This is a genomic window from Cellulosimicrobium sp. GQ32, from assembly GCF_059758455.1.
In genome coordinates, this window is record NZ_JCAXEP010000012.1 from 84,901 (window position 1) to 109,031 (window position 24,131).

General features: G+C 74.1%; 19 protein-coding genes. 13 read left to right on the forward strand and 6 right to left on the reverse strand.

The window, feature by feature from the left end:
* Window positions 1–28 precede the first annotated feature (28 nt).
* Together AC6CH9_RS17580 and AC6CH9_RS17585 are read right to left on the reverse strand one after the other, a co-directional pair.
* On the reverse strand, window positions 29–1,732 hold the full coding sequence (locus AC6CH9_RS17580; protein WP_498156057.1) for an alpha-amylase family protein: 1,704 nt from the start codon (window positions 1,730–1,732) through the stop codon (window positions 29–31).
* Window positions 1,729–2,712, reverse strand: coding sequence for a TIGR03885 family FMN-dependent LLM class oxidoreductase (locus tag AC6CH9_RS17585; RefSeq protein ID WP_498156058.1), 984 nt, complete (start codon window positions 2,710–2,712; stop codon window positions 1,729–1,731). The genes AC6CH9_RS17580 and AC6CH9_RS17585 overlap by 4 nt, the downstream gene beginning before the upstream one ends.
* A 118-nt stretch (window positions 2,713–2,830) precedes the next feature.
* On the opposite strand from AC6CH9_RS17585, the gene AC6CH9_RS17590 reads away from it, so the two are divergent.
* Window positions 2,831–3,292 carry a VanZ family protein gene (locus AC6CH9_RS17590; protein ID WP_498156059.1) on the forward strand — a complete coding sequence of 154 codons (462 nt, stop codon included), beginning with the start codon at window positions 2,831–2,833 and terminating at the stop codon, window positions 3,290–3,292.
* 21 nt (window positions 3,293–3,313) lie between these two features.
* Here the strand turns inward: AC6CH9_RS17590 and AC6CH9_RS17595 are convergent, their stop codons facing one another.
* Both AC6CH9_RS17595 and AC6CH9_RS17600 read right to left on the reverse strand, forming a co-directional pair.
* The gene (locus tag AC6CH9_RS17595; protein WP_498156060.1) at window positions 3,314–3,775 is read right to left on the reverse strand and encodes a YchJ family protein; all 462 of its coding nucleotides are present in this window, start codon (window positions 3,773–3,775) and stop codon (window positions 3,314–3,316) included.
* 143 nt (window positions 3,776–3,918) lie between these two features.
* Window positions 3,919–5,724, reverse strand: coding sequence for a carbohydrate-binding protein (locus AC6CH9_RS17600; RefSeq protein ID WP_498156061.1), 1,806 nt, complete (start codon window positions 5,722–5,724; stop codon window positions 3,919–3,921).
* Window positions 5,725–5,835: 111 nt separating this feature from the next.
* Between AC6CH9_RS17600 and AC6CH9_RS17605 the strand changes: the two genes are divergently transcribed.
* Window positions 5,836–6,558: a DUF305 domain-containing protein gene (locus tag AC6CH9_RS17605; RefSeq protein WP_498156062.1), complete on the forward strand. Its 723-nt coding sequence runs from the start codon at window positions 5,836–5,838 to the stop codon at window positions 6,556–6,558.
* A 219-nt stretch (window positions 6,559–6,777) separates the two neighbouring features.
* Here the strand turns inward: AC6CH9_RS17605 and AC6CH9_RS17610 are convergent, their stop codons facing one another.
* Window positions 6,778–7,758, reverse strand: a complete 981-nt coding sequence (locus AC6CH9_RS17610; protein ID WP_498156063.1) for a glycoside hydrolase family 19 protein — start codon at window positions 7,756–7,758, stop codon at window positions 6,778–6,780.
* Between the two features lie 340 nt (window positions 7,759–8,098).
* Between AC6CH9_RS17610 and AC6CH9_RS17615 the strand changes: the two genes are divergently transcribed.
* From AC6CH9_RS17615 to AC6CH9_RS17665, 11 genes are all read left to right on the forward strand, one after another.
* A complete protein-coding gene (locus AC6CH9_RS17615) occupies window positions 8,099–9,208 on the forward strand; it encodes a LacI family DNA-binding transcriptional regulator (RefSeq protein ID WP_498156064.1) in 1,110 nt (369 codons plus the stop codon).
* On the forward strand, window positions 9,205–10,167 hold the full coding sequence (locus AC6CH9_RS17620) for a carbohydrate ABC transporter permease (protein WP_052877368.1): 963 nt from the start codon (window positions 9,205–9,207) through the stop codon (window positions 10,165–10,167). The genes AC6CH9_RS17615 and AC6CH9_RS17620 overlap by 4 nt, the downstream gene beginning before the upstream one ends.
* 3 nt (window positions 10,168–10,170) lie before the next feature.
* Complete coding sequence (locus tag AC6CH9_RS17625; RefSeq protein ID WP_277513661.1) at window positions 10,171–10,998, forward strand: carbohydrate ABC transporter permease; 828 nt, start codon at window positions 10,171–10,173, stop codon at window positions 10,996–10,998.
* 71 nt (window positions 10,999–11,069) lie between these two features.
* Complete coding sequence (locus AC6CH9_RS17630) at window positions 11,070–12,356, forward strand: ABC transporter substrate-binding protein (protein WP_498156065.1); 1,287 nt, start codon at window positions 11,070–11,072, stop codon at window positions 12,354–12,356.
* 110 nt (window positions 12,357–12,466) lie between these two features.
* Window positions 12,467–13,696, forward strand: a complete 1,230-nt coding sequence (locus tag AC6CH9_RS17635; RefSeq protein ID WP_498156066.1) for an ADP-ribosylglycohydrolase family protein — start codon at window positions 12,467–12,469, stop codon at window positions 13,694–13,696.
* Window positions 13,693–15,189, forward strand: coding sequence for an ADP-ribosylglycohydrolase family protein (locus tag AC6CH9_RS17640; protein ID WP_498156067.1), 1,497 nt, complete (start codon window positions 13,693–13,695; stop codon window positions 15,187–15,189). The genes AC6CH9_RS17635 and AC6CH9_RS17640 overlap by 4 nt, the downstream gene beginning before the upstream one ends.
* On the forward strand, window positions 15,186–16,166 hold the full coding sequence (locus tag AC6CH9_RS17645; protein ID WP_498156068.1) for a ribokinase: 981 nt from the start codon (window positions 15,186–15,188) through the stop codon (window positions 16,164–16,166). The genes AC6CH9_RS17640 and AC6CH9_RS17645 overlap by 4 nt, the downstream gene beginning before the upstream one ends.
* A gap of 53 nt (window positions 16,167–16,219) precedes the next feature.
* Complete coding sequence (locus tag AC6CH9_RS17650) at window positions 16,220–18,403, forward strand: SUMF1/EgtB/PvdO family nonheme iron enzyme (protein WP_498156069.1); 2,184 nt, start codon at window positions 16,220–16,222, stop codon at window positions 18,401–18,403.
* A complete protein-coding gene (locus AC6CH9_RS17655) occupies window positions 18,400–19,620 on the forward strand; it encodes a CaiB/BaiF CoA transferase family protein (RefSeq protein WP_253054470.1) in 1,221 nt (406 codons plus the stop codon). The genes AC6CH9_RS17650 and AC6CH9_RS17655 overlap by 4 nt, the downstream gene beginning before the upstream one ends.
* Complete coding sequence (locus AC6CH9_RS17660; protein ID WP_498156070.1) at window positions 19,617–20,480, forward strand: HpcH/HpaI aldolase/citrate lyase family protein; 864 nt, start codon at window positions 19,617–19,619, stop codon at window positions 20,478–20,480. The genes AC6CH9_RS17655 and AC6CH9_RS17660 overlap by 4 nt, the downstream gene beginning before the upstream one ends.
* Window positions 20,481–20,629: 149 nt before the next feature.
* Complete coding sequence (locus AC6CH9_RS17665) at window positions 20,630–23,158, forward strand: alpha/beta hydrolase-fold protein (RefSeq protein WP_498156071.1); 2,529 nt, start codon at window positions 20,630–20,632, stop codon at window positions 23,156–23,158.
* A 150-nt stretch (window positions 23,159–23,308) separates the two neighbouring features.
* Here AC6CH9_RS17665 and AC6CH9_RS17670 read toward each other — a convergent pair whose 3' ends face one another.
* Window positions 23,309–23,995, reverse strand: a complete 687-nt coding sequence (locus AC6CH9_RS17670) for a chitinase (RefSeq protein WP_498156072.1) — start codon at window positions 23,993–23,995, stop codon at window positions 23,309–23,311.
* Window positions 23,996–24,131: the final 136 nt, after the last annotated feature.

Consider the following 24,131-nt stretch of genomic DNA (forward strand, 5'->3'; position numbering starts at 1 on the left):
CCCCGGGTGCGGCTGAACGGCCGGCGGATCACAGGAGCCGGCGCGAGCCCGGGTGCGTGACGCGCAGCCAGCGGTAGCCGTAGCCGTCGAGCCGGACCTCGGCGGTCCCGTCGGGGTCCGGCTCGACGTCGTCCGCGTCGAGCAGGTCGACGAGGCGCACGTCGTCCGGCAGGTCGTCGAGCGCGAGCCGGACCACGACGGGGTCCGGGGACAGGTTGTGGACGGTCACCATGGACGCCTCCTGCCACGTGCTGCGCAGCGCGAGGACCGACGGCTCCGGCTGGTCCAGCACGTCGACGTCGCCCCAGCCGAGCTCGGGGCACTCGCGGTAGCGGTGCGCGAGGAGGCGCACGAAGGTCAGCAGCGAGTCGGGGTCGCGTCGCTGGTCCGCGACGTTGACGTGCTCGGGCGCGTAGCCGTCGCCGGGAACGGGCCCGGAGAGGCGTCGGGCAGGAGCGCGCGAGAACCCGCCGTTGCGTCCGGACGTCCACTGCATCGGGGTACGCACGGCGAGCCGACCGTCCGCCGCGAGGTTCTCGCCCATGCCGATCTCCTCGCCGTAGTAGAGGACGGGAGTCCCCGGGAGCGCGAAGAGCAGCGAGTACACCATCCGCACGCGGCGCGGGTCGCCGCCCAGCATGGGCGGGAGCCGACGCCGCAGCCCGCGCCCGTAGAGCTGCATGTCCTCCTCGGGCCCGAACGCGGCGAAGACCTCCTGACGCTCGTCGTCGGACAGCTTGTCGAGCGTGAGCTCGTCGTGGTTGCGGACGAACGTCGCCCACTGCGCGTCGTGGGGGATCGGGGGGCGCGCGGCGAGCGACGCGGCGAGCGGGCCGGCGTCGTGCCGCGCGAGAGACAGGTACAGCGCCTGCATGCCGTTGAAGTCGAACTGGAGCGTCAGCTCCGAGCTCGACGGGCCGGACTCGCTCCCGTCGCCCTCCCCGTCGTCGCCGAAGTAGAGGCGCTGCTCCTCGAACGGCAGGTTGACCTCGCCCATGAGGATCGAGTCGCCCGTGCGGCGCGAGAGGAACGAGCGCAGCGCGCGCAAGAAGTCGTGCGGGTCCTCGATCTCGTCCGACGGGTTCGCCGCGGCGTCCCCGAGGAAGAAGGGGACGGCGTCGACGCGGAACCCCGAGAGCCCGAGCTGGATCCAGTAGCCCATGGTCTTCGCGATCGCGTCGCGGACCTGGGGGTTGGCGGTGTTGAGGTCCGGCATGTGGCGGTAGAAGCGGTGCCGGTACCACTCGCCGGTGCGCTCGTCCCTCGTCCAGATGCCCTCCTCCTGGTCGGGGAAGACCACCTGGTCCTTCGTGGGCGGCGGCTCGTCGGCGCGCCACACGTAGAAGTCGCGGAAGGGGTTGTCCGTGCTCGCCCGCGAGGCCTTGAACCACGGGTGCCGGTCGGAGGTGTGGTTGACCACGAGGTCGGCGATGACGCGGATGCCGCGGTCGTGCGCCGTCCGGATCAGCTCGACGAGGTCGCCCACGTCGCCGAGCCGCGGGTCGACCGCGAGGAAGTCGGTGATGTCGTACCCGTCGTCGCGGTCGGCGGTCGGGTAGAACGGCATGAGCCACAGGCACGTGACCCCGAGGTCGGCGAGGTGGTCGAGGCGCTGCACGAGCCCGGCGAAGTCGCCCACGCCGTCGTCGTCCCAGTCCATGAACGTCTCGACGTCCAGGCAGTAGATCACCGCGTTCTTCCACCACAGGTCGCCGGTGTCGCTGATCCTCACGACGCACCCCCGTCGGTCGTCGCCGTCCGCAGGAGCGGCAGCAGCGTCTCGCCCGCCGCGTCGAGGAACGCGTCCTGCTGCTGCCCCACGTGGTGCAGGTACACCTCGTCGAACCCGCAGGCCGCGAGCTCGGCGACGCGGTCCGCGAACCGCTCGGCGTCGTGCTCGACGAGGACCGTCCCCCGCACCTCCTCGGGACGCACGAGGTCCGCGACGGCGTCGAACTGCTCGGGGGTCTCGAGGTGCCAGCTCACGCTCGGGGGCAGCAGGTTGGAGCGCCACTGGTCGTGCGCGACGGCGAACGCGGCTGCGTCGTCGTCGCCCCACGCGACGTGGACCTGGAGGGCGAGCGGGCCCCGCCCGCCCGCGTCGCGGTACTCGCCGACGACGCGGCGCAGCGACTCGACCGGCTGGTTCACGGTGACGAGGCCGTCGGCCCAGTCCGCGTGCCGGCGTGCCGTCGCCGGGGTGACGGCCGGGCCCACGAGGCGCGGGACGACGTCGGGCAGCGACCAGACGCGCGCACGGTCCACGGTGACGTGCCCGCGGTGCGTGACCTCCTCGCCCGCCAGCAGCGCGCGGATCACGTCCACGCACTCGCGCAGGCGGTCGTCCCGGTCGGCCTTGGTGGGCCACGGGTCGCCCGTGACGTGCTCGTTCATCGCCTCGCCCGAGCCGAGCGCGGCCCAGAACCGGCCGGGGAACATCTGGCCGAGCGTCGCGATCGCCTGCGCGACCACCGCGGGGTGGTAGCGCTGGCCGGGCGCCGTGACGACGCCGAACGGCAGGTCGGTGCTGGCGAGCGCGGCGCCGAGCCAGGACCAGGAGTGGCCCGACTCGCCCTGCCGCACGCTCCAGGGCGCGAGGTGGTCGGAGCACATCGCGACGTCGAACCCCACCTCCTGGGCACGCCGCGCGGCGCCCAGGAGGGGGCCCGGGGCGATCTGCTCGTGGGACGCGTGGAAGCCGAGAGAGACCATGGCGCCAGTGAACCGAGGGTCCGGGTGACACGCTCGGCGGGGAGAGGGAACGGTGGAGGGTCCGTGCTCGTCCCGAGGGTCCCCGCGCGGGTCGTACCCGCCCCCGTACGCTGACGCGATGCGACTGCTGACCTGGACGTTCGCCGCCTACCTCGCCGCCGTCCTCGTCGTCACGCTGTGGCCGTCCCCGCAGTCCACCGACGCGCCCGGCTGGGCGACGTCGACCCTCGGCTTCCTCCAGGGCCTCGGCATCCCGATCACGCTGCCGGTGCTCGAGGCGCTCGCGAACGTCGTCATGTTCGGGCCCTTCGGCGTGCTCGGGGTGCCGCTCCTGCGCGGCGCGACGGCACGACGGCGCGGCGCACCGCTGGGCGTGTGGCACGCCGCCGGGGTCGTGACGCTCGCGGGCTGCGCGCTGTCGGTCGCGATCGAGCTGACCCAGAACCTCCTGCCCGGCCGCGTCCCGACCGTCCAGGACGTCGTGATGAACACCGCGGGCGCGCTGCTGGGTGCGGTGCTCGTCACGGTCGTGCTCGTCGCGGTGTCGGTGCGGCGCCCGGTGTCACCCGGGGTCGGCTGACGGTGGTCTGCGGGACCGGCGTCAGCCCACGACACCGTCCACGTAGAACCAGCGGTCGTCCTCCCGGACGAACCGGCTGACCTCGTGCAGGCGCCCGCGGTCGGTGCGGTTCGTGCGCGACCGGTGGTGCGCGACGAACTCCACGACACCCGTCGCGTCGAACGGGCCGCCGGTCTCCGTGCGCACGACGTCGAGCCGACGCCACTCGAGGTCGTCGTCGAGGTCGAGCGACTCCGGCCGGGTCGACGCGTGCCACGTCGCGCGCAGGTAGCCGGCGTCGCCGACGGCGAACGCGCTGTAGCGCGAACGCATGAGCGCTTCGGCGGTGGGCGCGAACGGCCCCGGGGCCGTCCCGTCGGCTCCGGGACGCAGGCCCGCGTGGAGGCGGCCGCAGCACGACCCGTACGTCTCCCCGGACAGGCAGGGGCAGCGTGCGTCGTCGGGCGGGGGAGCGGGCGTCTCGGGGAGCGGGTGTCGCGCCATGCCGAGGAGCGTAGCGCCGGCGTCCGGGGCCCGGTCCGCACCGGGGGCTCGACGCCCGGTGCGCGACGACGCCCGCCCACCCCGAGGTGAGCGGGCGCCGTCGTCCGCGGCTCATCCGGGCATGCGGCCCGGGCGCGGTCGCGTCAGTCCTGCGCGGCCCACGGGCCCCAGCGGTCGCCGGGCTCCTGGTTCCGCGTCCACCACTTCGCGGTGTACGTCGTCCCCTCGTGGGTCACGGTGTCGCCCTTGACGTAGACGCGGCTCGGCTTCCACGCGCCGACCCCGTCCGCGTCGACCCCGGCGATCTCCTCCCAGGGGCCCCACGCGTCGGCGCCGGGCACCTGGCCCTTGGTCCACCACTGCGCGCGCCAGACGGCGCCCGCGTAGGTGACCGTGGCGCCGCCCGCGTAGGCGGTGGACTTCGACCACGCCGGCGGCTCGGTGTACGTCGGCTGGGCCTGCGGGTTGAACTCGTCCGTCACGACCGACTTCGCGGCGTTGGTCACCGGGTCGTCGAGCAGCAGGACGTCGAGGCCCTGCTGGATGTCGTTCGAGATGATCGCGCCGTTGTACCAGTACGCCGACCACGAGCCGCCGAGGATCAGGCGCTCCGAGGAGAGCGGGCCGCGGTCGAACCACGCGATCTCGACCGGGTTCGCCGAGTCCGTGAAGTCCCACACCGAGATGCCGCCCTGGTACCAGGCCTGGACCATGATGTCGCGGCCCGGGACGGGGATGAGCGAGCCGTTGTGCGCGACGCAGTTCTCCGTCGCGGCCTGCTCGCGCTCGATCTTGTAGTAGCTCTTGAACACGAGCTCGCCGCCCACGATGTCGTAGATGGCGTCCGCGCCCTTCTCCGGCCCGACCGTCGGGTTGCACGTGGGCGCGCCGCCGCCGCCGAGCTCGTCCGTGAAGACGACCTTGGTGCCGGCGTTGTTGAACGTCGCCGAGTGCCAGAACGCGAAGTTCGTCGTGTCGCGGACGACCTCGGTGACCACCGGGTGCGCGCGGTCGGAGATGTCCATGAGGATGCCGTCGCCCATGCACGCGCCTGCCGCGAGGTCCTTCGACGGGTAGGTCGTGATGTCGTGGCAGCCCGACGTGGTGCTCGAGCCGTTGCCGCCCGGGTTGCCGCCCTCCGGGAAGAGGACGGGCGTGGAGACGAGCTCCGCCGCGGCGGGGTCGTCGAGCGGGATCTGCACGACCGAGATGAGGTCGTGCGGCGGGAGGCAGTCGGGGAACGCCGCGTTGGGGCTGTACGACGAGACGTAGACGAACAGCTCCTCCCCGTCCTTCGACGGCGCGAGGGAGTGCGTGTGCGAGCCGCACTGCGTCTCGACCGACGACACGTACTCGGGCGACGTCGGGTCGGAGATGTCGAAGACCTTGATGCCCTCCCACGAGTCCTTGATCGTGGCGCTCTGGGCGACGTTCTCGCACGAGTCGTTGCTGCGCGAGGAGTCGGTGCTGAGCACGAGGAGGTCCCCGTAGACCGAGATGTCGTTCTGCGACCCGGGGCAGACGACCTGGGCGACCTGCTGCGGGGCCGTCGGGTTCGCGACGTCGTAGACCGTGAACCCGCCGTAGTTTCCGGCGAACGCGTAGCGGCCCTGGAACGCGAGGTCGCTGCTGTACTGGCCCTCGGGCGCGAACTCGCCGTTCTTCGGGATGTTCGCGACGTGGGTCAGGTTGGGGCTGCCGGCGACCTCTCCGGGTGCCAGGACGTCGGTGGCCTGGGCGAGCGGGGCGAGGCGCTGGGCGGGAAGGTCGGCGAGCGAGCCGGCGGCCTGCTCGGTGAGCGCGGCCACCGCCTCGGGAGAGCCGTCGGACGGCTCGGCGGCTGCCGACGTCGCGACGGCGAGCGAGGAGACGGCGAGCGAGGCCGCCATGGACGAGGCGAGCAGGACCCGGCTTCTTTGCCGGCGCGTCTTGTTCGTCGTTCGATGCACGAGCGAAACACCTCCTTGGTAGTGTTCTGCGAATTCTGTCCGGCAGGTGTGATCTGGACCACCCCAAGCGCGCGAATCGCGGTGACTTTTTACACGGAGGGAACGGGGCGGGTGCAGAGTTTTCCCAGCGGTAACGCAGTCCCGACCGTCGGCGCACGTGTCCTGACCTGTGGCGCCGTCGTGCTCGTGGTCGTGCTCGGCGCCTCGGCGTGCACGCCGGACCCGGCGCCGACCTCGACGCCGTCGAGCGTCGTCGTGCAGCCCGGCAGGCCGGGCGAGGAGGCGACGACGGTCGCGCCCGAGGACTACGACGCCGCGCCCGCGGAGGACTCCTGGAACCAGGCGGACGCCGCGTTCGTGACCGGGATGATCGAGCACCACCTCCAGGCGCTGGAGATCGCGGCGCTCGCGCCGGACCGCGCGGGGTCCGACGCCGTCCGGTCGTTCGCAGAGCGCGTCACCGCAGCGCAGGGCCCGGAGGTCCACGCCCTCGCGTCGTGGCTGCAGGCGCGCGACCTCGCCGTCCCGGAGGGGGCGGAGGGCGACGGCGGCACGGGCCCCCGCGCGCCCGGAGGGTCGGGGCACGAGCACGGTGGGGGAGCGTCCGGGATGCTCACGGACGAGCAGCTCGCCGCGATCGAGGGCGCGAGCGGCACGGAGTTCGACCGCCTCTTCCTCGAGGGGATGATCCAGCACCACCAGGGGGCGCTCGACATGGTCGACGTCGTGCTCGTCGAGGGTCAGGACCTCTTCGCGAACGAGATCGCGGCCGAGACCGCCGCCGGCCAGGGCGGCGAGATCGACCGCATGCACGACCTCCTCGCCACCCTCTGACGCACCGAGCCGGAGCCGAGGCCCCGCGAGGTAGAGCCGTGGTCGCGCGAGGTAGAGCCGTGGTCGCGCGAGGTAGAGCCGTGGTCGCGCGAGGTAGAGCCGTGGTCGCGCGAGGTAGAGCCGTGGTCCGTGCGCAGGTCCTCTTGCCCGGGGTGTGCGCGACCGTGGCCCGCCCCGACGTCGGGACGGGCCACGGTCGCCTGCCCGCGGCGGGCGAGGTCAGCAGTAGAGGTTCGCGCCCGTCGTCGTACCGAGGATCTGCGCGAAGCGCTGGAACGCGGTGACGCGCGACTGGACCTGTGCCGGGTTGCCGCCGTTGCACTCGATCGAGCCGTTGATCGAGCGGATCGACTCGCCGAAGCCGGCGCCGGAGACGATCGCCTGGTGCCCGGACATCGAGCCCGCGCCGGACTGCGTGTTCCAGAACCAGAGTCCGGTCTTCCACGCGACCGCCGAGTTCTGCTCCACGAGGTACGGGTTGTTGAGCAGGTCGATGCCGAGCGCGTCGCCCGCGGCCTTGTAGTTGTAGTTCCAGCTCAGCTGGACCGGGCCCTTGCCGTAGTACGCGCTCTGGCCCGCCGGGCAGCCGTAGGGCTGCGAGTAGTCGCAGTAGTGCGGGTAGTTCGCGGTGTTGATCTCCTTGATGTAGACGAGGCCGCCGGTCTCGTGGTTGACGTTCGCGAGGAACGCCGCGGCCTCGCGCTTGGCGACCTCGGTGCCGCCCGTCGTCGCGAAGCCCGGGTATGCGGACAGCGCGTCAACGAGACCCTGGTAGGAGTAGAACGCGTTCCGGTTCGGGAACATCTGGTTGAACTGGGCCTCGGAGACGACGAAGCCGCTCGGGTTCCCGGGGTTCCCCGGGTTGCCCGGGTCGGTCCCGCCGCCGCAGGCGCCCTGGGTGCGCCAGACGCCCCACTCGCCGGTGGTGCCGGGCGTCTCGCCCTGGGTCCACCAGCCGGCCTTCCAGTTCTGGCCGCCGTGCGAGACGACGGCGCCGCCCAGGTAGACCGTGCCGGAGCTCCACGCGGGGGCGCAGGCCGCGGCGTGCGCCTGCTGCGCCGGGCCGGCGACGGCCCACGAGAGCGCTCCCACGAGCGTGAGAAGAGCGGCGAGGAGGAGGGCGAGAGGGCGGGACACGGGCCGCTGGGCGACCGCGGCGGACGCCGCGGGGGAGGACGACGCCGGAGCTCGGGTGTGCATCGGTGCACCTTTCGTCGGTGGTCGGGTCGGTTCGAGCCTGGCGGCGCCCCACCGAGGTGGACAACCCCCGTACGCAGAACCCCGTACCTGTGGGAGACGGCGAGGTAGGCGCGTGGTTCGCCGTGACCGGAGCTCCATCTCGCGTGGCCAGGGCTCTACCTCGGCGAACCAGGGCTCTACCTCGCGCGACCGGGTTTCTCCTTCGCGCGGGCCCGGGGTTGACGTCCCGCTACGACGGGTGCGAGAGTGTCCGCAACCCGGAAACGTTTCCAGGCCGTCGAGGTCGTCAGTCTGGAAACGTTTCCAGAACGACGGTCCTTCGACGACGAGGTGGACGACAGTGACGTCATCACGCGCCACGCTGATCCAGGTGGCACAGCGGGCCGGGGTCTCCCTGGCCTCGACCTCCCGCGCCCTGCACGGGACGGGCGCGAGCCCGGCGATGGTCGAGCGCGTGCGCGCCGCGGCCACCGAGCTCGGCTACAGCCCGGACGCCATCGGGCGGTCCCTGCGCCTGAAGAAGACGTTCCAGGTCGCGTTCGCCGTCGCCGACATCGGCAACCCCGTCTACGTCGAGATGATGACCGCGATCCACGAGGTCCTCGCGCCGCACGGCTACCGCGTCGTCGTCATGACGACGGGGGACACGACGACCTCGACCGTCGAGCTCGTGCGCAGCCTGTCGAGCGGGTTCGTCGACGCGATGATCCTCAGCCCGCTGCGCACCGACGACGAGCTCGTGGAGGAGATCCGGCAGGCGCCCGTCCCCGTCGTCGTCATCGGCCGCACCCTCGCGGACCGCGGCATCGACTCCGTCTCCACCGACTCGGCGGGCGGGATCGGCGAGGCCGTGCGCCACCTGCTCGGACTCGGCCGCCGCCGGCTCGCGTTCCTCAACGGCCCGCTCGACACCACGCCCGGTGAGGCGCGCCAGCGCGGCTTCGACGCCGCGACGCGCGCCGACGACTTCGCGGGCGAGCGCGCCGACGCCGTCGTCGCGACGGACTTCACCGTCGCGGCGGGCCTCGCGGCCACGCGCGCGCTCCTCGACGCGCCCGACGACGACGCCCGCCCCGACGCGATCGTCGCCGCCAACGACCTGCTCGCCATCGGCGCGATCCGGGCCGTGCGCGAGCGCGGGCTGTCGGTCCCCGAGGACGTCGCGGTGACCGGCATGGACGACACCGAGATCGGCCGCGTGTTCCAGCCCAGCCTGACGAGCGTCTCGCTCGGCTCGACCGAGCGCGGGCGGATCGCGGCGGAGCTCGTGGTCGACCTCGTGGACGGCGACGCGCAGGCCGGGCGCCACACCGCGGTCGGTCCGCGCCTCGTCGTGCGCGAGTCGACCGCCGCACCGGCCGCGACGCCCCAGGCGTCCGGGCAGGACCGGGCGAGCGACGCCGTCGTGCACGAGGCAGCCGCCGACGCCGCGGGAGGGGTGACCCGATGAGCGCTCCGACCCTCGCGGGCGACCCGCACGCCGCCGCGGCTCGTCGACCCGACCGCGGCGCCCCGCGCCGGACGGGCGGCATGGCCCGCGCCAAGCGGCGCGAGGCGATCGCGCTCGTCATGCCGTCGCTCCTGCCGATCCTCGTGCTGAGCGTCGCGCCGCTCGTCATGGGCGTCGCGCTCGCGTTCACGGACGCGCGGCTCGTGCGCCACCCGGACTACCAGTTCGTGGGCGTCGACAACTTCGTGCGCCTCGCGGACAACTCGTTCTTCTGGGACTCGTTCCGCATCGGCATGATCTGGGCCGTCTCGGTGACGCTGCTCCAGCTCGTCGCGGCGATGGGCCTCGCGCTGCTGCTGAACTCCGGCCTGCGGCTCCAGGGGCTGACGCGCGTCCTCGCGCTCATCCCGTGGGCCATGCCGCCGGTCGTCGTGGCGATCATGTGGCAGATGATCTACTCGCCCAACGCCGGGCCGCTCAACGCGTTCCTCGGCGCCCTAGGCCTGCCGGACGACATCAACTGGCTCGCCGACTTCTCGACAGCGCTGCCCGCCGTGATCGTCGTCGGGGTGTGGGTCGGCATGCCGCAGACCACCGTGACGCTGCTCGCCGGGCTCCAGCAGATCCCGGACGAGCTGCACGAGGCGGCCGCGATGGACGGCGCGGGCGCGTGGCGCCGCTTCACCGCGGTGACGCTCCCGAGCCTGCGCCCGATCATCACGTCGATCACGTCGCTGAACTTCATCTGGAACTTCAACTCGTTCTCGCTGGTCTACGTGCTCACCGAGGGCGGGCCGGGCGGCCGCACGATGCTGCCGATGCTCTTCACGTACCTCGAGGCGTTCAAGAACCGGAACATCGGGTACGCCGCCGCGATGGGCGTGGTGCTCGTCGTCGTGGTCGTCCTCCTGCTCGCGATCTACCTGCGGTCGCAGTTCCGCTCCGAGAAGGAGAGCTGACCCGTGCGCGCACTCGTCCGCCCGGCCCAGTACGTGGCCCTCGCGTTCTACATCCTCTTCCTCGGCTTCCCCCTGCTGTGGCTCATCTCGGCGTCGCTCAAGTCGTCGGGCGAGCTCAACTCGCTGACGGTGAGCCTGATCCCGCAGGACTTCCACTGGGAGAACTACTCCCAGGCGCTCTCGCGCCAGGGTCTCGTGCGCTCGGCGTGGAACAGCGCGATCGTCGCGGTCGTCTCGACGGCGCTCGTCATCGTCATCGCGCTGCCCGCGTCGTACGTGCTCGCGCGCCTGCGCGGCAAGATCCGCGCGGCGGGCGTGGGCTGGATCCTCGTGAGCCAGGTGTTCCCGGTGATCCTCATCATCCTGCCGCTGTTCCTCATCCTGCGGACCGTCGGGCTCACGGACTCGCTCGTCGGGCTCACGCTCGTCCACACCACGTACACCCTGCCGTTCGCGCTGTGGATGATGCAGGGCTACGTCTCCGCGATCCCGGTCGACCTCGAGGAGGCGGGCTCGATGGACGGCGCGAGCCGGTTCACCGTGCTCCGCACGATCGTCTTCCCGCTGCTCATGCCGGGCGTCGTCGCGACGGCGATGTTCAGCTTCGTCTCCTCGTGGAACGAGTTCTTCTTCGCGCTCGTCCTGCTCCAGTCGCCGGAGAACTACACCCTGCCCATCACGCTGAAGATGTTCATCGGCGGCGAGGGCAAGGTGGCGCTCGGTCCGCTCGCCGCGGGCTCGGTGCTCGCGGCCATCCCCAGCATCGTCTTCTTCTCGATCATGCAGAAGAAGCTCACCGGCGGCCTGCTCTCGGGCGCGGTGAAGGGCTGACCGTGACCCCCTCCACGCCCGGTCCGGCCCCCAGGCTCTCTCGACCCCACCCCCACCCGAAAGGTAGAACCATGAAGACTCGTGGTGCGTCCATCGCCGCATGCCTCACGATCACGACCCTGCTCGTCGCGTCCTGCTCGAGCGGGGGCGGCAGCGACGACGGCGCCGACGGCGGCCCGGTGACCCTCAAGTTCCAGTCGCTGTCCGACCAGCCGGCCGCCATCGAGGCGACCGAGAAGATCGTCGCGGACTGGAACGAGGCCAACCCCGACGTCCAGGTCGAGATCGTGCCCGCGGGATGGGACGGGATCTACGACAAGCTCATCACGCAGTTCAACGGCGGCGCCGCGCCGGACATCATCCACTACGAGGCCGCGAGCATCGTGCCCTTCGCCGTGGACGGCTACCTGGCCGACCTGTCCGAGTACATGTCGGACGAGAAGCGCGCCGACATCCCCGAGGGCATCCTCGACTCCGTGACGGTCGACGACCAGGTCATCGCGTACCCGACCGAGCTCCAGTCCTACATGGTGTTCGCCAACAAGAGCATGCTCGAGGCCGCGGGCGTCGAGATCCCCACGGGCGACACGATGACGTGGGACGAGCTGCGCGAGATCGCGAAGGCCACCACGAAGGACGGCGCGTACGGGCTCGGGTGGGGGCTCGCGAGCCCGACGGCCGCGTTCATGGCCATGGCGCCCGGCTTCGGCGGCCAGTACTTCGAGGGCACCGGCGCCGACGCGAGCATCACCATCGGCGAGGGCGAGATGGCGCTGCCGGAGCTCGTCGACGAGATGGCGCACACCGACAACACCGTGCTGCCGGTGACGCTCACGCAGTCCGGCTCGGAGACGCTCGCGTCGTTCTACGCGGGCCAGGTCGCCATGACGATCCAGGGCTCGTTCCAGGCCGCGAACATCGCCAACGACGCGCCCGAGGGCTTCGACTGGGTCGTGCTGCCCCCGCTCGAGGGTCCCGACGGCGCCGAGCAGGCCGCCAACCCGCAGACGCTCTCGGTGAACATCGACTCCGAGCACGTCGAGGAGTCCGCGGAGTTCATCGAGTTCTTCACCGACACGGAGAACCTCGCCGCGCTCAACGAGGCGGACGCGCTCATCCCCGCCACGACGTCGGCCCAGGAGGCCATGGCGGCCTCGCTCGGCGACGAGAACGGCTGGTCGACGATCCTCTCCTCCGGCCAGTACCTCACCTCGGCGCCGTACCTGTTCGTCGACGCGTACGCGCAGTGGAAGGACACGGTCGCGACGCCCGCGTACCAGAAGTTCCTCGCCCAGGAGATCGACGCCGACCAGCTCGCGACCGAGCTCGAGGCCGGCTGGGACGAGATCACCAAGTAGCAGGACAAGCGGCGGGGCGGTCGACGGACGACCGCCCCGCCGGGAACCGCGGCCCTCACGGGTCGCACCGGGCGCGACCGGCGCCGAGAGAGATCGACAGGGAGTGGACCGTGACCTGGCTGGACGACCGAGCGGTGGCAGTGATCACCGGAGCGGCGGTGGGGGACGCGCTGGGGGGCGCCACCGAGGGCTGGACCCCCGAGCAGATCGAGGAGCGCCACGGGGGGCGCGTGACGGGGATCGTGGAGCCCTGGTACCCGAACTGGCAGGACGCGCGTCCGATCGCGCCCTACCACAAGGGTGACGGGCACATCACGGACGACACCCTCATGACCCGCGCGCTCGTGGAGGTGTACGCGAAGCGCCGCGAGCACCTCGACGCGTACGCGATGGCCGAGGACCTGGTGCCGCTCATGATCGGCGAGCCGCGCTGGATCCCCGAGCTCGAGTCGACCGCGCTGCTGCTCCAGCGCGTGTTCCTCGCCGAGAAGTGGATCGTCGCGCGCCTGCACTACGGGCACGTCGACCCGCGCGAGGCGGGCGTCGGGAACGTCGTCAACTGCGGCGCGGCGATGTACGTCGCGCCCGTCGGCCTCGCGAACGCGGGGGACCCGCGCGGCGCGTACGCCGAGGCGATCGACCTCACCGGCGCGCACCAGTCGAGCTACGGCCGCGAGGCCGCGGGCGTGTTCGCGGCCATGGTCGCCGCGTCCGTCGCGCCCGGGGCGACGGTCGACGACGTCGTGCACGCGGCGCTCGACGTCGCGCACGACGGCACGGCCGCCGCGCTCCAGGCCGTCGTCGAGGCGTTCGACGGCTGGACGACGGCGCCCACCACGGACGAGGAGGAGCGCGCGCTCGCGCGGCTGATCCGCGAGACAGTCGCGCCGTTCGACTCCGTCGGGCCCGCGTACCGGCAGATGTCGATGGACGCGCGGCGCCCGTCGCGCACCAAGTCCATCGAGGAGCTGCCCGCGGCGCTCGGCTTCGTGCTGGGTCACCGCGGCGACTTCCGCGGCGCGGTGCTCGGCGCCGTGAACTACGGGCGCGACGCCGACTCGATCGCCGTCATGGCGGGTGCCGTCTGCGCGGGCCTCGGCGGGACGGCCGTCGTGCCGGACGAGTGGCTCGACGCGATCGAGGAGGCGAGCCGCATGGACATCCGGGAGACGGGCCGCCTCATGGCGTCCGCCGCGGCGGACATCCTCCGCGCCGACCGCGAGCGCGCCACGTCGCGCCTGCGCGCGCTCGCCGAGCTCGGTGGCGCCTCCGCGGACGGGAGCGGCCTCGGGGTGCCCGACGGCGCGGCGCAGGCCGCGCGGGCGGGTGACCCGGCGTGAGGCTCACGTGGGCCCAGCCCGAGGACCTGCTCGCGCACGAGCTCGTCCAGGCGGCGGCGGAGGGCAAGGACCCCGCCGCGCTCGCGGACGTCCGCGACCGCTGGGTCGCCGCGGGCGGCGACCCCGTCCCCGCGGTGAGCGGCGCCGGTCCCGTCCCCGCGACCCCGGCGCTGCGCGCGCTCGCGCGCGACCTGCTGGTCGAGCTCGACGCGCTGCCCGCGGCCCCCGCGCCGCACGAGCCCGACGACTGGGACGCGATCCTCGCCACGCTCCCGGCGGCGCCCGGCCTGCCCACCCGCCCGGGCGCCGTCGGGTCCTCCGGCGGCATCGCGGCCGGTGCGCCGACCGGAACCGCCGCCGCCGACGCCGCGTACGCCGACCGCGTGCTCGGCGCGTGGACCGGGCGCGCGGCGGGCTGCCTGCTCGGCAAGCCGGTGGAGAAGATCCCGCGCGCCGGGATCGAGGAGATCCTGCGCGCCACGGGCCGGTGGCCGCTGGACCGCTGGTTCACCGCCGTCGGGCTGCCCGACGACGTCGCCGCGCGCTGGCCGTGGAACCGGCGCAGCGCCCCGACGTCGCTCGAGGAGAACATCGACGGGATGCCCGAGGACGACGACCTCAACTACCCGATCCTCGCGCTCGCGCTGCTGGAGAAGCACGGCCGGGGCTTCACGACGGACGACGTCGCGCAGCTCTGGCTCGACGCGCTGCCCGCGGGCCGGGTGTTCACGGCCGAGCGCGCCGCGTACCGCAACATCCTCGACGCGCGGCCGGTGCCGGAGACGGCGACGCACCACAACCCGTTCCGGGAGTGGATCGGCGCGCTCATCCGCACGGACGTGCTCGGCTGGGTCTCGCCCGGCGACGTGCGCGAGGCCGCGCGCCTCGCGTGGACGGACGCGCGCCTGAGCCACACCCGCAACGGCGTGTACGGCGCGATGTGGGCGGCCGCGCTCGCGTCGGCGGCGATGGTCTGCGAGACGGTGGACGAGGTGCTCGACGCGGCGGACGCCGTCGTGCCGCCGGGCAGCCGCCTGGCCGCCGCGATCCGGCTCGGGCGGGACGCGGGCCGCGACGGCGACGCGTCCGAGGCGGGCGTGCGCGCCGGGCTCGACACGATCCACGCGGCGTACGGCGACCTGCACTGGGTGCACGTGCTCAACAACGCCGCGGTGATCGCCTACGCGCTCACCGCGGGGCGCGGCGCGGACGGCCGCGGCGACTTCGGCGCGAGCGTCGCGATCGCCGTCACCGCGGGCTGGGACACCGACTCGGCGGGCGCGACGGTCGGCGGCGTGGTGGGTGCGCTGCGGGGCGTCGAGGGCATCGGCCAGCGGTGGACGCGCCCGCTCGACGGCCACATCGCGACCTCGCTGCCCGGCGGCGAGCAGAGGATCGTGGACCTCGCGGCGCGGACGGTCGCGCTCGCGACGACGCCGGTCGTGGTGGCCGGGGGAGCCGTGCAGGGTCCCACGGAGGAGGCACAGGCATGAGCACGACGGCGGACGGGGAGCAGGGCGCCACGGTCCCGGGCGGGTCGGGACGGGTCGTGGTGGTCGGGTCGGCGAACGTCGACCTCGTCGTCGACGTGCCGCGGCACCCCGGCGGCGGCGAGACCATCCTCGGCGGCGAGCTGCGGCGCAACCCCGGCGGCAAGGGCGCGAACCAGGCGGTCGGCGCGGCGCGCGCGGGCGGTGCCGACACGACGTTCGTCGGCGCCCTCGGGCACGACGACGCGGCCGACCTGCTGCTCGCGTCGCTCGACCGCGGCGGGGTGCGGACCGACCTCGTCGAGCGCGTGGACGCCGCGACGGGCACCGCGCTCATCACCGTCTCGCCCGACGGCGAGAACGCGATCGTCGTGGCGCCCGGCGCGAACTCGCACGTGACGGTCGGCGCGGCGCAGGCCGAGCGGATCGCCGCCGCGGACGTCGTGCTCGCGCAGCTCGAGATCCCGCTCGACGTCGTCCGTGCCGCCGCCGCGGCGCGCCGACCGGGCGCGCTGCTGGTCCTCAACGCGGCGCCGTCGCGCGACCTGCCCGACGACGTGTGGGCCGCGCTCGACGTGCTCGTCGTCAACGAGCACGAGGCGGCGGACCTGGCGGGCGCCTCCGGCGACGCCGACCCGAGCGCGCTCGCGGGGCTGCTGCTGGAGCGCGTGCCGGCCGTCGTCGTGACGCTCGGCGGAGAGGGCAGCCTCGTCGCGGAGCGCCGCCCGGCCGGGCCCCTGCTCACGACCGTCCCCGCGATCGCCGTCGAGGCGGTCGACACGACCGGCGCGGGCGACACGTTCTGCGGCGTCCTCGCCGCGGCGCTCGCGCGCGGCGCGGACCTGCCCGACGCCGCGCGGCTCGCCGCCGCCGCGGGCGCGCTCGCCGTGACCCGGCCCGGCGCGCAGGACGCCGTGCCCGACGCGGCGGACGTCGTCGCGCTCGCCGAGCGCGCCGCGAACCCCGACCGACCGACCTGAGCCCGTCCGCAGCACGTCCGAGCGCGGGCCCGGCCCGCCGAGGGAAAGACACCATGACCTACACGTTCGACCCGCTGGTCCCGCGCCCGATCGACCTGCCGACCGAGGTCGCGCTCGACGGGCCGCTCACGCCCGAGCAGTCCCTCGCGCTCGACGAGGCGAAGATCTTCGTCGGCCCGGCCGACCCCGCCGACCGCCCGGCCTGGCGCGAGCGCCTCGCCGCGTGGCGCGACGACGCACGCCGCCGCCACGGGTACACGGGCGCGGCGTACGACCGCCCGGACGCGGCGTGGGCCGCGGGGTGCTCGACGGTCGCGCAGGTGTGGCTCTGGGACGAGCTGCTGTACTCGTTCGAGGAGCACCGGTTCACGCCGGAGCGCTTCCTCGCCGACGCGCGCGAGCGGTTCGGCGGCCTCGACGCCGTCGTCCTGTGGCACGCGTACCCCGTCATCGGGATCGACGACCGCAACCAGTGGGACTTCTACCGCGACGTCCCGGGCATCGTCGACCTCGTGCGGACGTTCCACGACGCGGGCCTGCACGTGTTCGTCGACTACAACCCGTGGGACGTCGGCACGCGCCGCGGCGACGACGACCTCACCGAGCTCGCGGCCGTCGTGCGCGACCTCGGCGCCGACGGCGTCTTCCTCGACACGCTGAAGAAGGCCGAGCCGGAGCTCGTCGCGCGGCTCGAGGCCGCGCGCCCCGGCATCGTCCTGGAGGGCGAGTCCAAGCTCCCGGTCGAGCGCATCGAGGACCACTCGTCGTCGTGGGCGCAGTTCTTCGCCGACTCGCCCGTACCCGGAGTGCTGCGCGCGCACTGGTACGAGCGCCGGCACATGCAGCACCACGTGCGCCGCTGGCACCGCGACCACTCCGAGGAGCTCCAGTCCGCCTGGCTCAACGGCGTGGGCGTCATGGTGTGGGAGGTCGTGTTCGGCGTGTGGGTCGGCTGGTCGCCGCGCGACGCCGCGACGGTCAAGCGCCTCGTCACGGTCCAGCGCGCCGCGCGACCGCTGCTGCTGGAGGGGGTGTGGACGCCCCTCACCGAGCTCGCCCCCGAGGCGGAGGAGGCGGGGGTCTACGCGTCGCGGTGGGACCTCGACGGCGTGACCCTGTGGACGCTGGTGAACCGCGGCGCCTCCGACTACGCCGGCCCCCTCCTCCCGGCCGACCAGCCCTCCCGTCGAACCGGGGCTTTCGTGGCACCCGGCGCCCCCGATGACGCGCAACCCGGGGTTCGGCACGTTGTGGATGACGCGGAACCCCGGGTTCGGCCCGGCGGGGGTGTCGACGGCGTGCGGGTACCCGCGCGGGGCGTCGCCGCGGTGCTGCACGTGGCCGACGGCGTCGGCGAGCCCGGCTGGCTGCCGCACCTGCGCGAGGTGGTCGCGTCGCTCGACGAGTCCGCGCGCCACGACCCCGACGCGCGGTTCCCGCACCGGCTCGCGCGCCGCCTCCACGCGTCGCCCGCTGCGTCCGCGGCCGCGTCGGTGTCGGCGGGGGCGACGGACCCGACGGGGTCGAGCGCCGCCGTCGGGCAGGGCGGGACCCGGACGACGGGCGCGCCCGATCCGGGCGTCGTCGTCGTGCCCACGGGGCCGTACGTGCTGACCGTCCGGTACCGCGCGCGAGAGACCGGGATGTACCAGGGCGCGCCGTACGTGGACGAGTGGAAGCCGCTCCCGCCGCGCCTGCACGACGCGCGGACCCTCCAGCGCGACGGCGAGCTCGCCGCCCCGGTCGCGGTGGGCCGCGACGTGACGAACGCGGAGTTCGCGGAGTTCCTCACGGCCACCGGGTACGTGCCCCCCGTCGCGCACCGCTTCCTCGCGCACTGGGTCGACGGCCGTCCCGCGCCCGGCACGGAGGACGAGCCCGTGACCTTCGTCGACCTCGACGACGCGCGCGCGTTCTGCGCGTGGCGCGGCGGGCGCCTGCCCACCGAGGACGAGTGGCAGCTCGCGGCCGAGCAGCCCGGCTGGACGCGCGGCGAGCCCGCCGTGTGGAGCTGGACGGGCTCCGAGCACTCCGACGGCCGCACGCGGTTCGTCATGCTCAAGGGCGGCAGCGACCACCGCGCCGAGGGGTCCGACTGGTACGTCGAGGGCGGGCGCCACACCCCCGACTACGCGGTCAAGCTCCTCGTCCCCGGCCTGGGGCTCGCGCGCGGCGCGACCGTCGGGTTCCGCTGCGCGTGGGACCTCGCCGACGACGCGACGGGGGTGACGGCATGACGGACGCACCGCGCGTCTCGCGCGACCCCGCCGCGGGCGCGCTCGCGGGCCTGCGCGTCGTCGACGCGTCGACGCTGTTCGCCGGACCCATGGCGGCGATGCACCTCGGCGACCTGGGCGCCGACGTCGTCAAGGTCGAGCACCCCACGAAGCCCGACCCGTCGCGCACGCACGGCGCCGCGAAGGACGGCGTGAACCTGTGGTGGAAGACGCTCGGGCGCAACAAGCGCACCGTCACCGCGAACCTCGGGAGCGACGGTGGCCGCGAGGTGTTCCTCGCGCTCGTCGCCGAGGCGGACGTCGTCATCGAGAACTTCCGTCCCGGCACGCTCGAGCGCTGGGGCCTCGGCTACGACGAGCTGTCCGCGCGCAACCCGCGGCTCGTGCTCGCGCGCGTGAGCGGGTTCGGACAGGTGGGTCCGTACCGCACCCGCCCCGGCTTCGGCACGCTCGCCGAGGCGATGAGCGGGTTCGCCGCGATGACCGGCGAGCCCGACGGCCCGCCGACCCTCCCGCCGTTCGGGCTCGCCGACGGCGTCGCGTCGCTCGCGACCGCGTTCGCCGTCATGGTGGCGCTGTCCACGCGCGAGCGCACCGGGCACGGGCAGGTCGTCGACACGGCGATCATCGAGCCCATCCTCGCGATGCTCGGGCCGCAGATCACGCGCTGGGACCAGCTCCGCACCGTGCAGCCGCGCACCGGCAACCGGTCCGCGAACAACGCGCCGCGCAACACCTACCGCACGCGCGACGGGCAGTGGGTCGCGGTGTCGACGTCGGCGCAGTCCATCGCCGAGCGCGTCATGCGTCTCGTCGGGCGTCCCGAGATCGTCGACGAGCCCTGGTTCGCGAGCGGCGTCGAGCGCGCGCAGCACGCCGACCTGCTCGACGAGGCCGTCGGCGGCTGGATCGCGCAGCGCACGCGCGACGAGGTCGTCGCCGCGTTCGAGGAGGCCCAGGCCGCCGTCGCGCCGATCTACGACGCCCAGGACATCGTCGACGACCCGCAGTTCCGCGCGCTCGGCACGATCCACGAGATCGAGGATCCCGAGCTCGGACCGATGCTCATGCAGGGCCCGCTGTTCCGGATGTCCGAGAACGACGGCGTCATCCGCTTCACCGGCCGCGCGCACGGCGCCGACACCGACGCCGTGCTCGGCGAGCTCGGGTTCTCGCCCGAGCGCGTCGCGGAGCTGCGGGCCGAGGGGGCGGTGTGACGGGGCGGGGCGACCGGCCGGGCGCCGCGCCGCCGCTGACGCTGCTGTACGTACCCGCGGACCGGCCCGACCGGGTCGGCAAGGCGCTCGGGTCCGCGGCCGACGTCGTGCTCGTGGACCTCGAGGACGCCGTCGCCCCGGTGCGCAAGGACGAGGCCCGCGGGAACGCCGTCGGGCTGGTGGACGAGGCCGCCGCCGCGCGCGGGGTCCAGGTGCGGGTCAACCATCCCGCGACGCCCTGGCACGCCGACGACGTCGCGGCGCTCGGAGGGCTGCCGCTCGCCGTCGGGGCGCGCGTGCCGAAGGTCGAGTCGGCCGACGAGGTCCGCGCGCTCGCGGCGGCGCTGCCGGGTCGGGCGCTGCACCTGCTGGTCGAGTCGGCGCTCGGGCTGGAGCGTGCGTTCGAGCTCGCGACGGCGTCGCCGCAGGTCGCGTCGCTCGGTCTCGGCGAGGCGGACCTCCGCTCCGACCTGCGGGTCGACGGCGAGGCGGGGCTCGCGTGGGCACGGAGCCGGGTCGTCGTGGCCGCCCGGGCGGCGGGGCTGCCGTCGCCCGCGATGTCCGCGTACACGCACGTGCGCGACCTCGACGGGCTCGCGGCGTCGTGCCGTGCCGGGCGGGCGCTCGGGTTCTGCGGCCGCACCGCGATCCACCCGGGGCAGCTCGGCACGATCCGCGACGCGTTCCTCCCGACCCCGGACGAGGTGGACCGCGCGCGCGAGGTCGTCGAGCGCGTCGGCGACGCCGCGGCGTCGGGCACGGGCGTCGTCGCGCTCGCGGACGGCACGTTCCTCGACGTCGCGATGGTCGAGCGGGCCCGCACGGTCCTCGCGCTCGCCGCGCAACACCGCGCCGGGTAGCGCCCGGCGCCGAGCACGACCCCGCCCGCGGTCGAACACGACATGAAGGTCGCTATCGGCCCGATGGCGACCCTCATGTCGTGTTCGACGGGAGGGGGAGGGGAGGGGGAGGGGGCAGCACATCTACGGATCTCGACGAGGAGAACACGATGGACGCAGCACCACGAGATACGGCGCGACGAGCGGGCCGGCGGTCCGGGACGACGGCGGTCGGGACCGCGCTGGCGCTCGCGGTCGGGCTGGGCGGGCTGGGGCTCGCGCTGCCCGCGACGGCCGCTGAGCAGGGCACGGTCCAGGTCGGGCGGGTCACGGACTCCGCGGCCGGACCGATCGACTACACGGTCTACCTGCCGCCCGGCTACGACGATGCCGAGCACGAGTACCCCACCCTCTACCTGCTGCACGGTCGCGGGGACACGCAGGCCGCGTGGCAGCAGGTCACGGGTGACCTCGACGAGCTCATAGGTGCGGGCGAGATCCAGCCGATGGTCGTCGTCATGCCGGACGCGCCGTGGAGCGACCGCGGCTCCTGGTACACGGACTCGCTGTACACCGGGGACGCGACGGGCGCCGGCGCCGGCACCGCTGTCGAGACGGCGTTCACGCGCGACCTCGTCGCACACGTCGACGCCACGTACCGCACGGTCGAGGACCGCGAGGCGCGCGCCGTCGGCGGCTACTCCATGGGCGGCGCGGGCGCACTGCGGTTCACGCTCGCCCACCAGGACACGTTCTCCGCGGGCATCGTGCTGAGCCCCGCGGTCTACGTGCCGCAGCCTCCCGCGGACTCCTCGGCCCGCGACCACGGCGGCTACGGCGTCGGGACCGCGCTCTTCGACGCCGACCGGTACACGGAGCTGTCCTACCCGGCGGCGCTCGCGGCGCTCGACCCGGCGCTCCCGGTGCACCTGTTCGTCGCCGTCGGCGACGACGAGTGGGCCAACCCCGACCCGGCCGAGGCCACGCACGACATCGACTTCGAGTCCGCGCGCCTCTACAACCAGGCGCGCCGCGCCCCGGGCGTGACGGCCGAGCTGCGCGTGCTCGACGGCGGCCACGACTGGGACGTCTGGCGGCCCGCGTTCCGCGAGGGGGTCGTCGACGTCTCGGCGCGCCTGCGCACCACGCCCGCCGCGCCGTGGGACGCCGAGCTCCTCGGCTCCGCGGGCGACGACCGCGCGGGCGGGGTCGCGGCCCTGCCCGACGGCGGGACCGCGGTCGCGCTGAACCTCGCCGGCGCGTGGGACGGGTACGAGCCCGCGGGCGGTCTCGACACGGTCGTCGTGCGACGCGACGCCGACGGCGCCGAGGTCTGGCGGCACGCGGTCGCGACGGCCGCGGACGACCGCGCGTACGGCGTCGTGCCGGGAGCCGACGGCGGCGTCCTCGTCGCCGGGTACACGAAGGGCGACCTCGACGGCGCCCACGCGGGCACGACGCGCGACGACGGGTTCGTCGCGGCCGTGACTGCCGACGGCGAGCGGGCGTGGACGCTGCAGACCGGCGACCCGGGAGGGGCGGACCGCTTCTACGCGGTCGCGTCCGACGGCGCGGGCGGCGCCTACGTCGCCGGGTACACGAGCGGTGCCGTCGGCGACGCGCCGAGCGCCGGGGACAAGGACGCGCTGGTCGGGCGGGTCTCCGCGGCGGGCGAGCTGCAGTGGCTGCGCCAGGTGGGCGGGCCCGGCGAGGACAAGGCGCTCGCGGTCGCGGCCTCGCCCGACGGCGCGGTGTACGTGGGCGGGGTGTCCGGCGGCGGGATGCCCGGGGCCGAGCGTGCGGGCGCGAACGACGGCTGGGTCGCGCGCTACGACGCCGACGGCGGGCAGGAGTGGCTGCGCGCCGTCGCGACGAGCGAGAACGACCAGGTCAACGGCCTCGTGGCGCGCTCGGACGGGTCGGTCGTCGCGGTCGGGCACACGCGCGGCGGCCTCGGTGAGGACGGAAACCTCGGGGACAACGACGTCGTGGTGCGGGCGTTCGACCCCGCTGGTGAGGTCCTGTGGACGACCCAGGTCGGCACGTCGACCGACGACCGGGGCGTCACGGGCGTGCTCGGCGCAGACGACGCGGTGCTCGTCGTCGGCACGACGTACGGCGCCCTGGGCACGGCCGTCGGCGGGGTCGACGTCGTGACGTTCCCCGTCGCGGCCGACGGCACCCCGGGCGAGGCGACGCAGACCGGGTCGCGCGAGCGCGACGGCGCCGACGAGTGGGACGACGCGAACCTGTTCGCGGCCCCGGCCCCCTCCGGTCCGGGCTCGGCCGACCCTGCCGGCGCGACCGGTGAGGGAGCGGCGTTGCTCGCCGGGCTCACGTACGGCGCCCCCGCGGGCACGACCAACGCGGGTGCCGCGGACGTGTTCGTCGCGCGCGTGCCGTGGGACGCCGTCGTGCCGGGCGGGGCCGCGGGCCCGTCGCTCGATGTCACCGCCCAGGCGCGGTGCCTGGCCGGGAAGGCGTACGTCGCCGTGCGTGCGACGAGCACCGCGGACGCGCCCGTCGACGTCGAGCTCGCGACGCCGTACGGCACGCGGCTCGTCGCGGACGTCGCCCCGGGGGCGAGCGCGTACCAGTCGTTCGCCGTCCGGGCCGCGACCGTCCCGGCCGGGGAGGCGACCGCGACCGCGGACGGCCGCACCGCCGTCGTCCCGTACGACGCGCTCACCTGCGCCTGACCCCGCCCTGCCGCACGGCTGCCCAGAGCGACGGCCGGCCCGTCTGCCGACCACGACCCTGCCCGCGGTCGAGCACGACATGAGGGTCGCTATCGGCCGGATAGCGACCCTCAGGTCGTGTTCGGCGCTGGGGGGTGGGAGGAGGCGCGGTCAGCAGGTGAGGTGGTCGCCCGTCGTGGTGCCGACGATCTCGACGTAGTGGCGGAGGAGCCGGACGCGGTTGTTCATCTGGTGAGGGTTGCCGCCCTCGCACTCGAGCGGGCCGTTGATGGAGCGGATCGTCTCGGCGAAGCCGTGCCCGCCGACGATCGCGTCGTGGCACGTCATCGACGCCGTGCCGGGCTGCGTGTTCCAGTACCAGAGCGCGGTCTGCCACGCGACGGTCGGGTCCTGCTCGACGAGCCACGGGTCGGCGAGGAGGTCGACTCCCAGCGCCTCGCCGGCCGCCCGGTAGTTGAAGTTCCAGGAGAGCTGGAGCGGGCCGCGGCCGTAGTAGGCGTCCTGCCCGGCCGGGCACCCGTAGGGCTGCGCCGGGTCGCAGTAGTGCGGGTAGTTCGCGGTGTTCACCTCGACGACGTGCACCAGCCCGTGCGTCTCGTGACTCACGTTCGCGAGGAACGCCGCTGCCTCGCGGCGGGCGACCTGGTCGCCGCCGGACGTCGCGAACGCGGGGTACGCAGCCGTCGCAGCGACGAGCCCGGCGTACGTGTAGAAGGGGTTCCGCTCGGGGAACATCGCGTCGAACTGCTGCTCGGTCACGACGAACGTCGGCGCGGGGTCCGACGCCGGCGGCGAGGCGTGCGTCGTCGGGATGAGCGAGGGCGTCGGGTCGGCCATGGGGTCCTCTTCGTCGGCTGTGGCCGCGACGTCGCGGCCTCGACCACCCTACGTGATTCGTGAGGAGACCTGCGTAATGCCCGGCCAGAGGAGAAGCTCTCCACCGCCCGCCTCGACCCCGACGCCACCCGCCCTC

Coding starts and splice junctions, on each gene's coding strand:
- AC6CH9_RS17585 (WP_498156058.1), bottom strand. CDS start 2,712: ATGGTCTCTCTCGGCTTCCACGCGTCCCACGAGCAGATCGCCCCGGGC.
- AC6CH9_RS17590 (WP_498156059.1), top strand. CDS start 2,831: ATGCGACTGCTGACCTGGACGTTCGCCGCCTACCTCGCCGCCGTCCTC.
- AC6CH9_RS17595 (WP_498156060.1), bottom strand. CDS start 3,775: ATGGCGCGACACCCGCTCCCCGAGACGCCCGCTCCCCCGCCCGACGAC.
- AC6CH9_RS17610 (WP_498156063.1), bottom strand. CDS start 7,758: ATGCACACCCGAGCTCCGGCGTCGTCCTCCCCCGCGGCGTCCGCCGCG.
- AC6CH9_RS17620 (WP_052877368.1), top strand. CDS start 9,205: ATGAGCGCTCCGACCCTCGCGGGCGACCCGCACGCCGCCGCGGCTCGT.
- AC6CH9_RS17630 (WP_498156065.1), top strand. CDS start 11,070: ATGAAGACTCGTGGTGCGTCCATCGCCGCATGCCTCACGATCACGACC.
- AC6CH9_RS17645 (WP_498156068.1), top strand. CDS start 15,186: ATGAGCACGACGGCGGACGGGGAGCAGGGCGCCACGGTCCCGGGCGGG.
- AC6CH9_RS17650 (WP_498156069.1), top strand. CDS start 16,220: ATGACCTACACGTTCGACCCGCTGGTCCCGCGCCCGATCGACCTGCCG.
- AC6CH9_RS17655 (WP_253054470.1), top strand. CDS start 18,400: ATGACGGACGCACCGCGCGTCTCGCGCGACCCCGCCGCGGGCGCGCTC.
- AC6CH9_RS17665 (WP_498156071.1), top strand. CDS start 20,630: ATGGACGCAGCACCACGAGATACGGCGCGACGAGCGGGCCGGCGGTCC.
- AC6CH9_RS17670 (WP_498156072.1), bottom strand. CDS start 23,995: ATGGCCGACCCGACGCCCTCGCTCATCCCGACGACGCACGCCTCGCCG.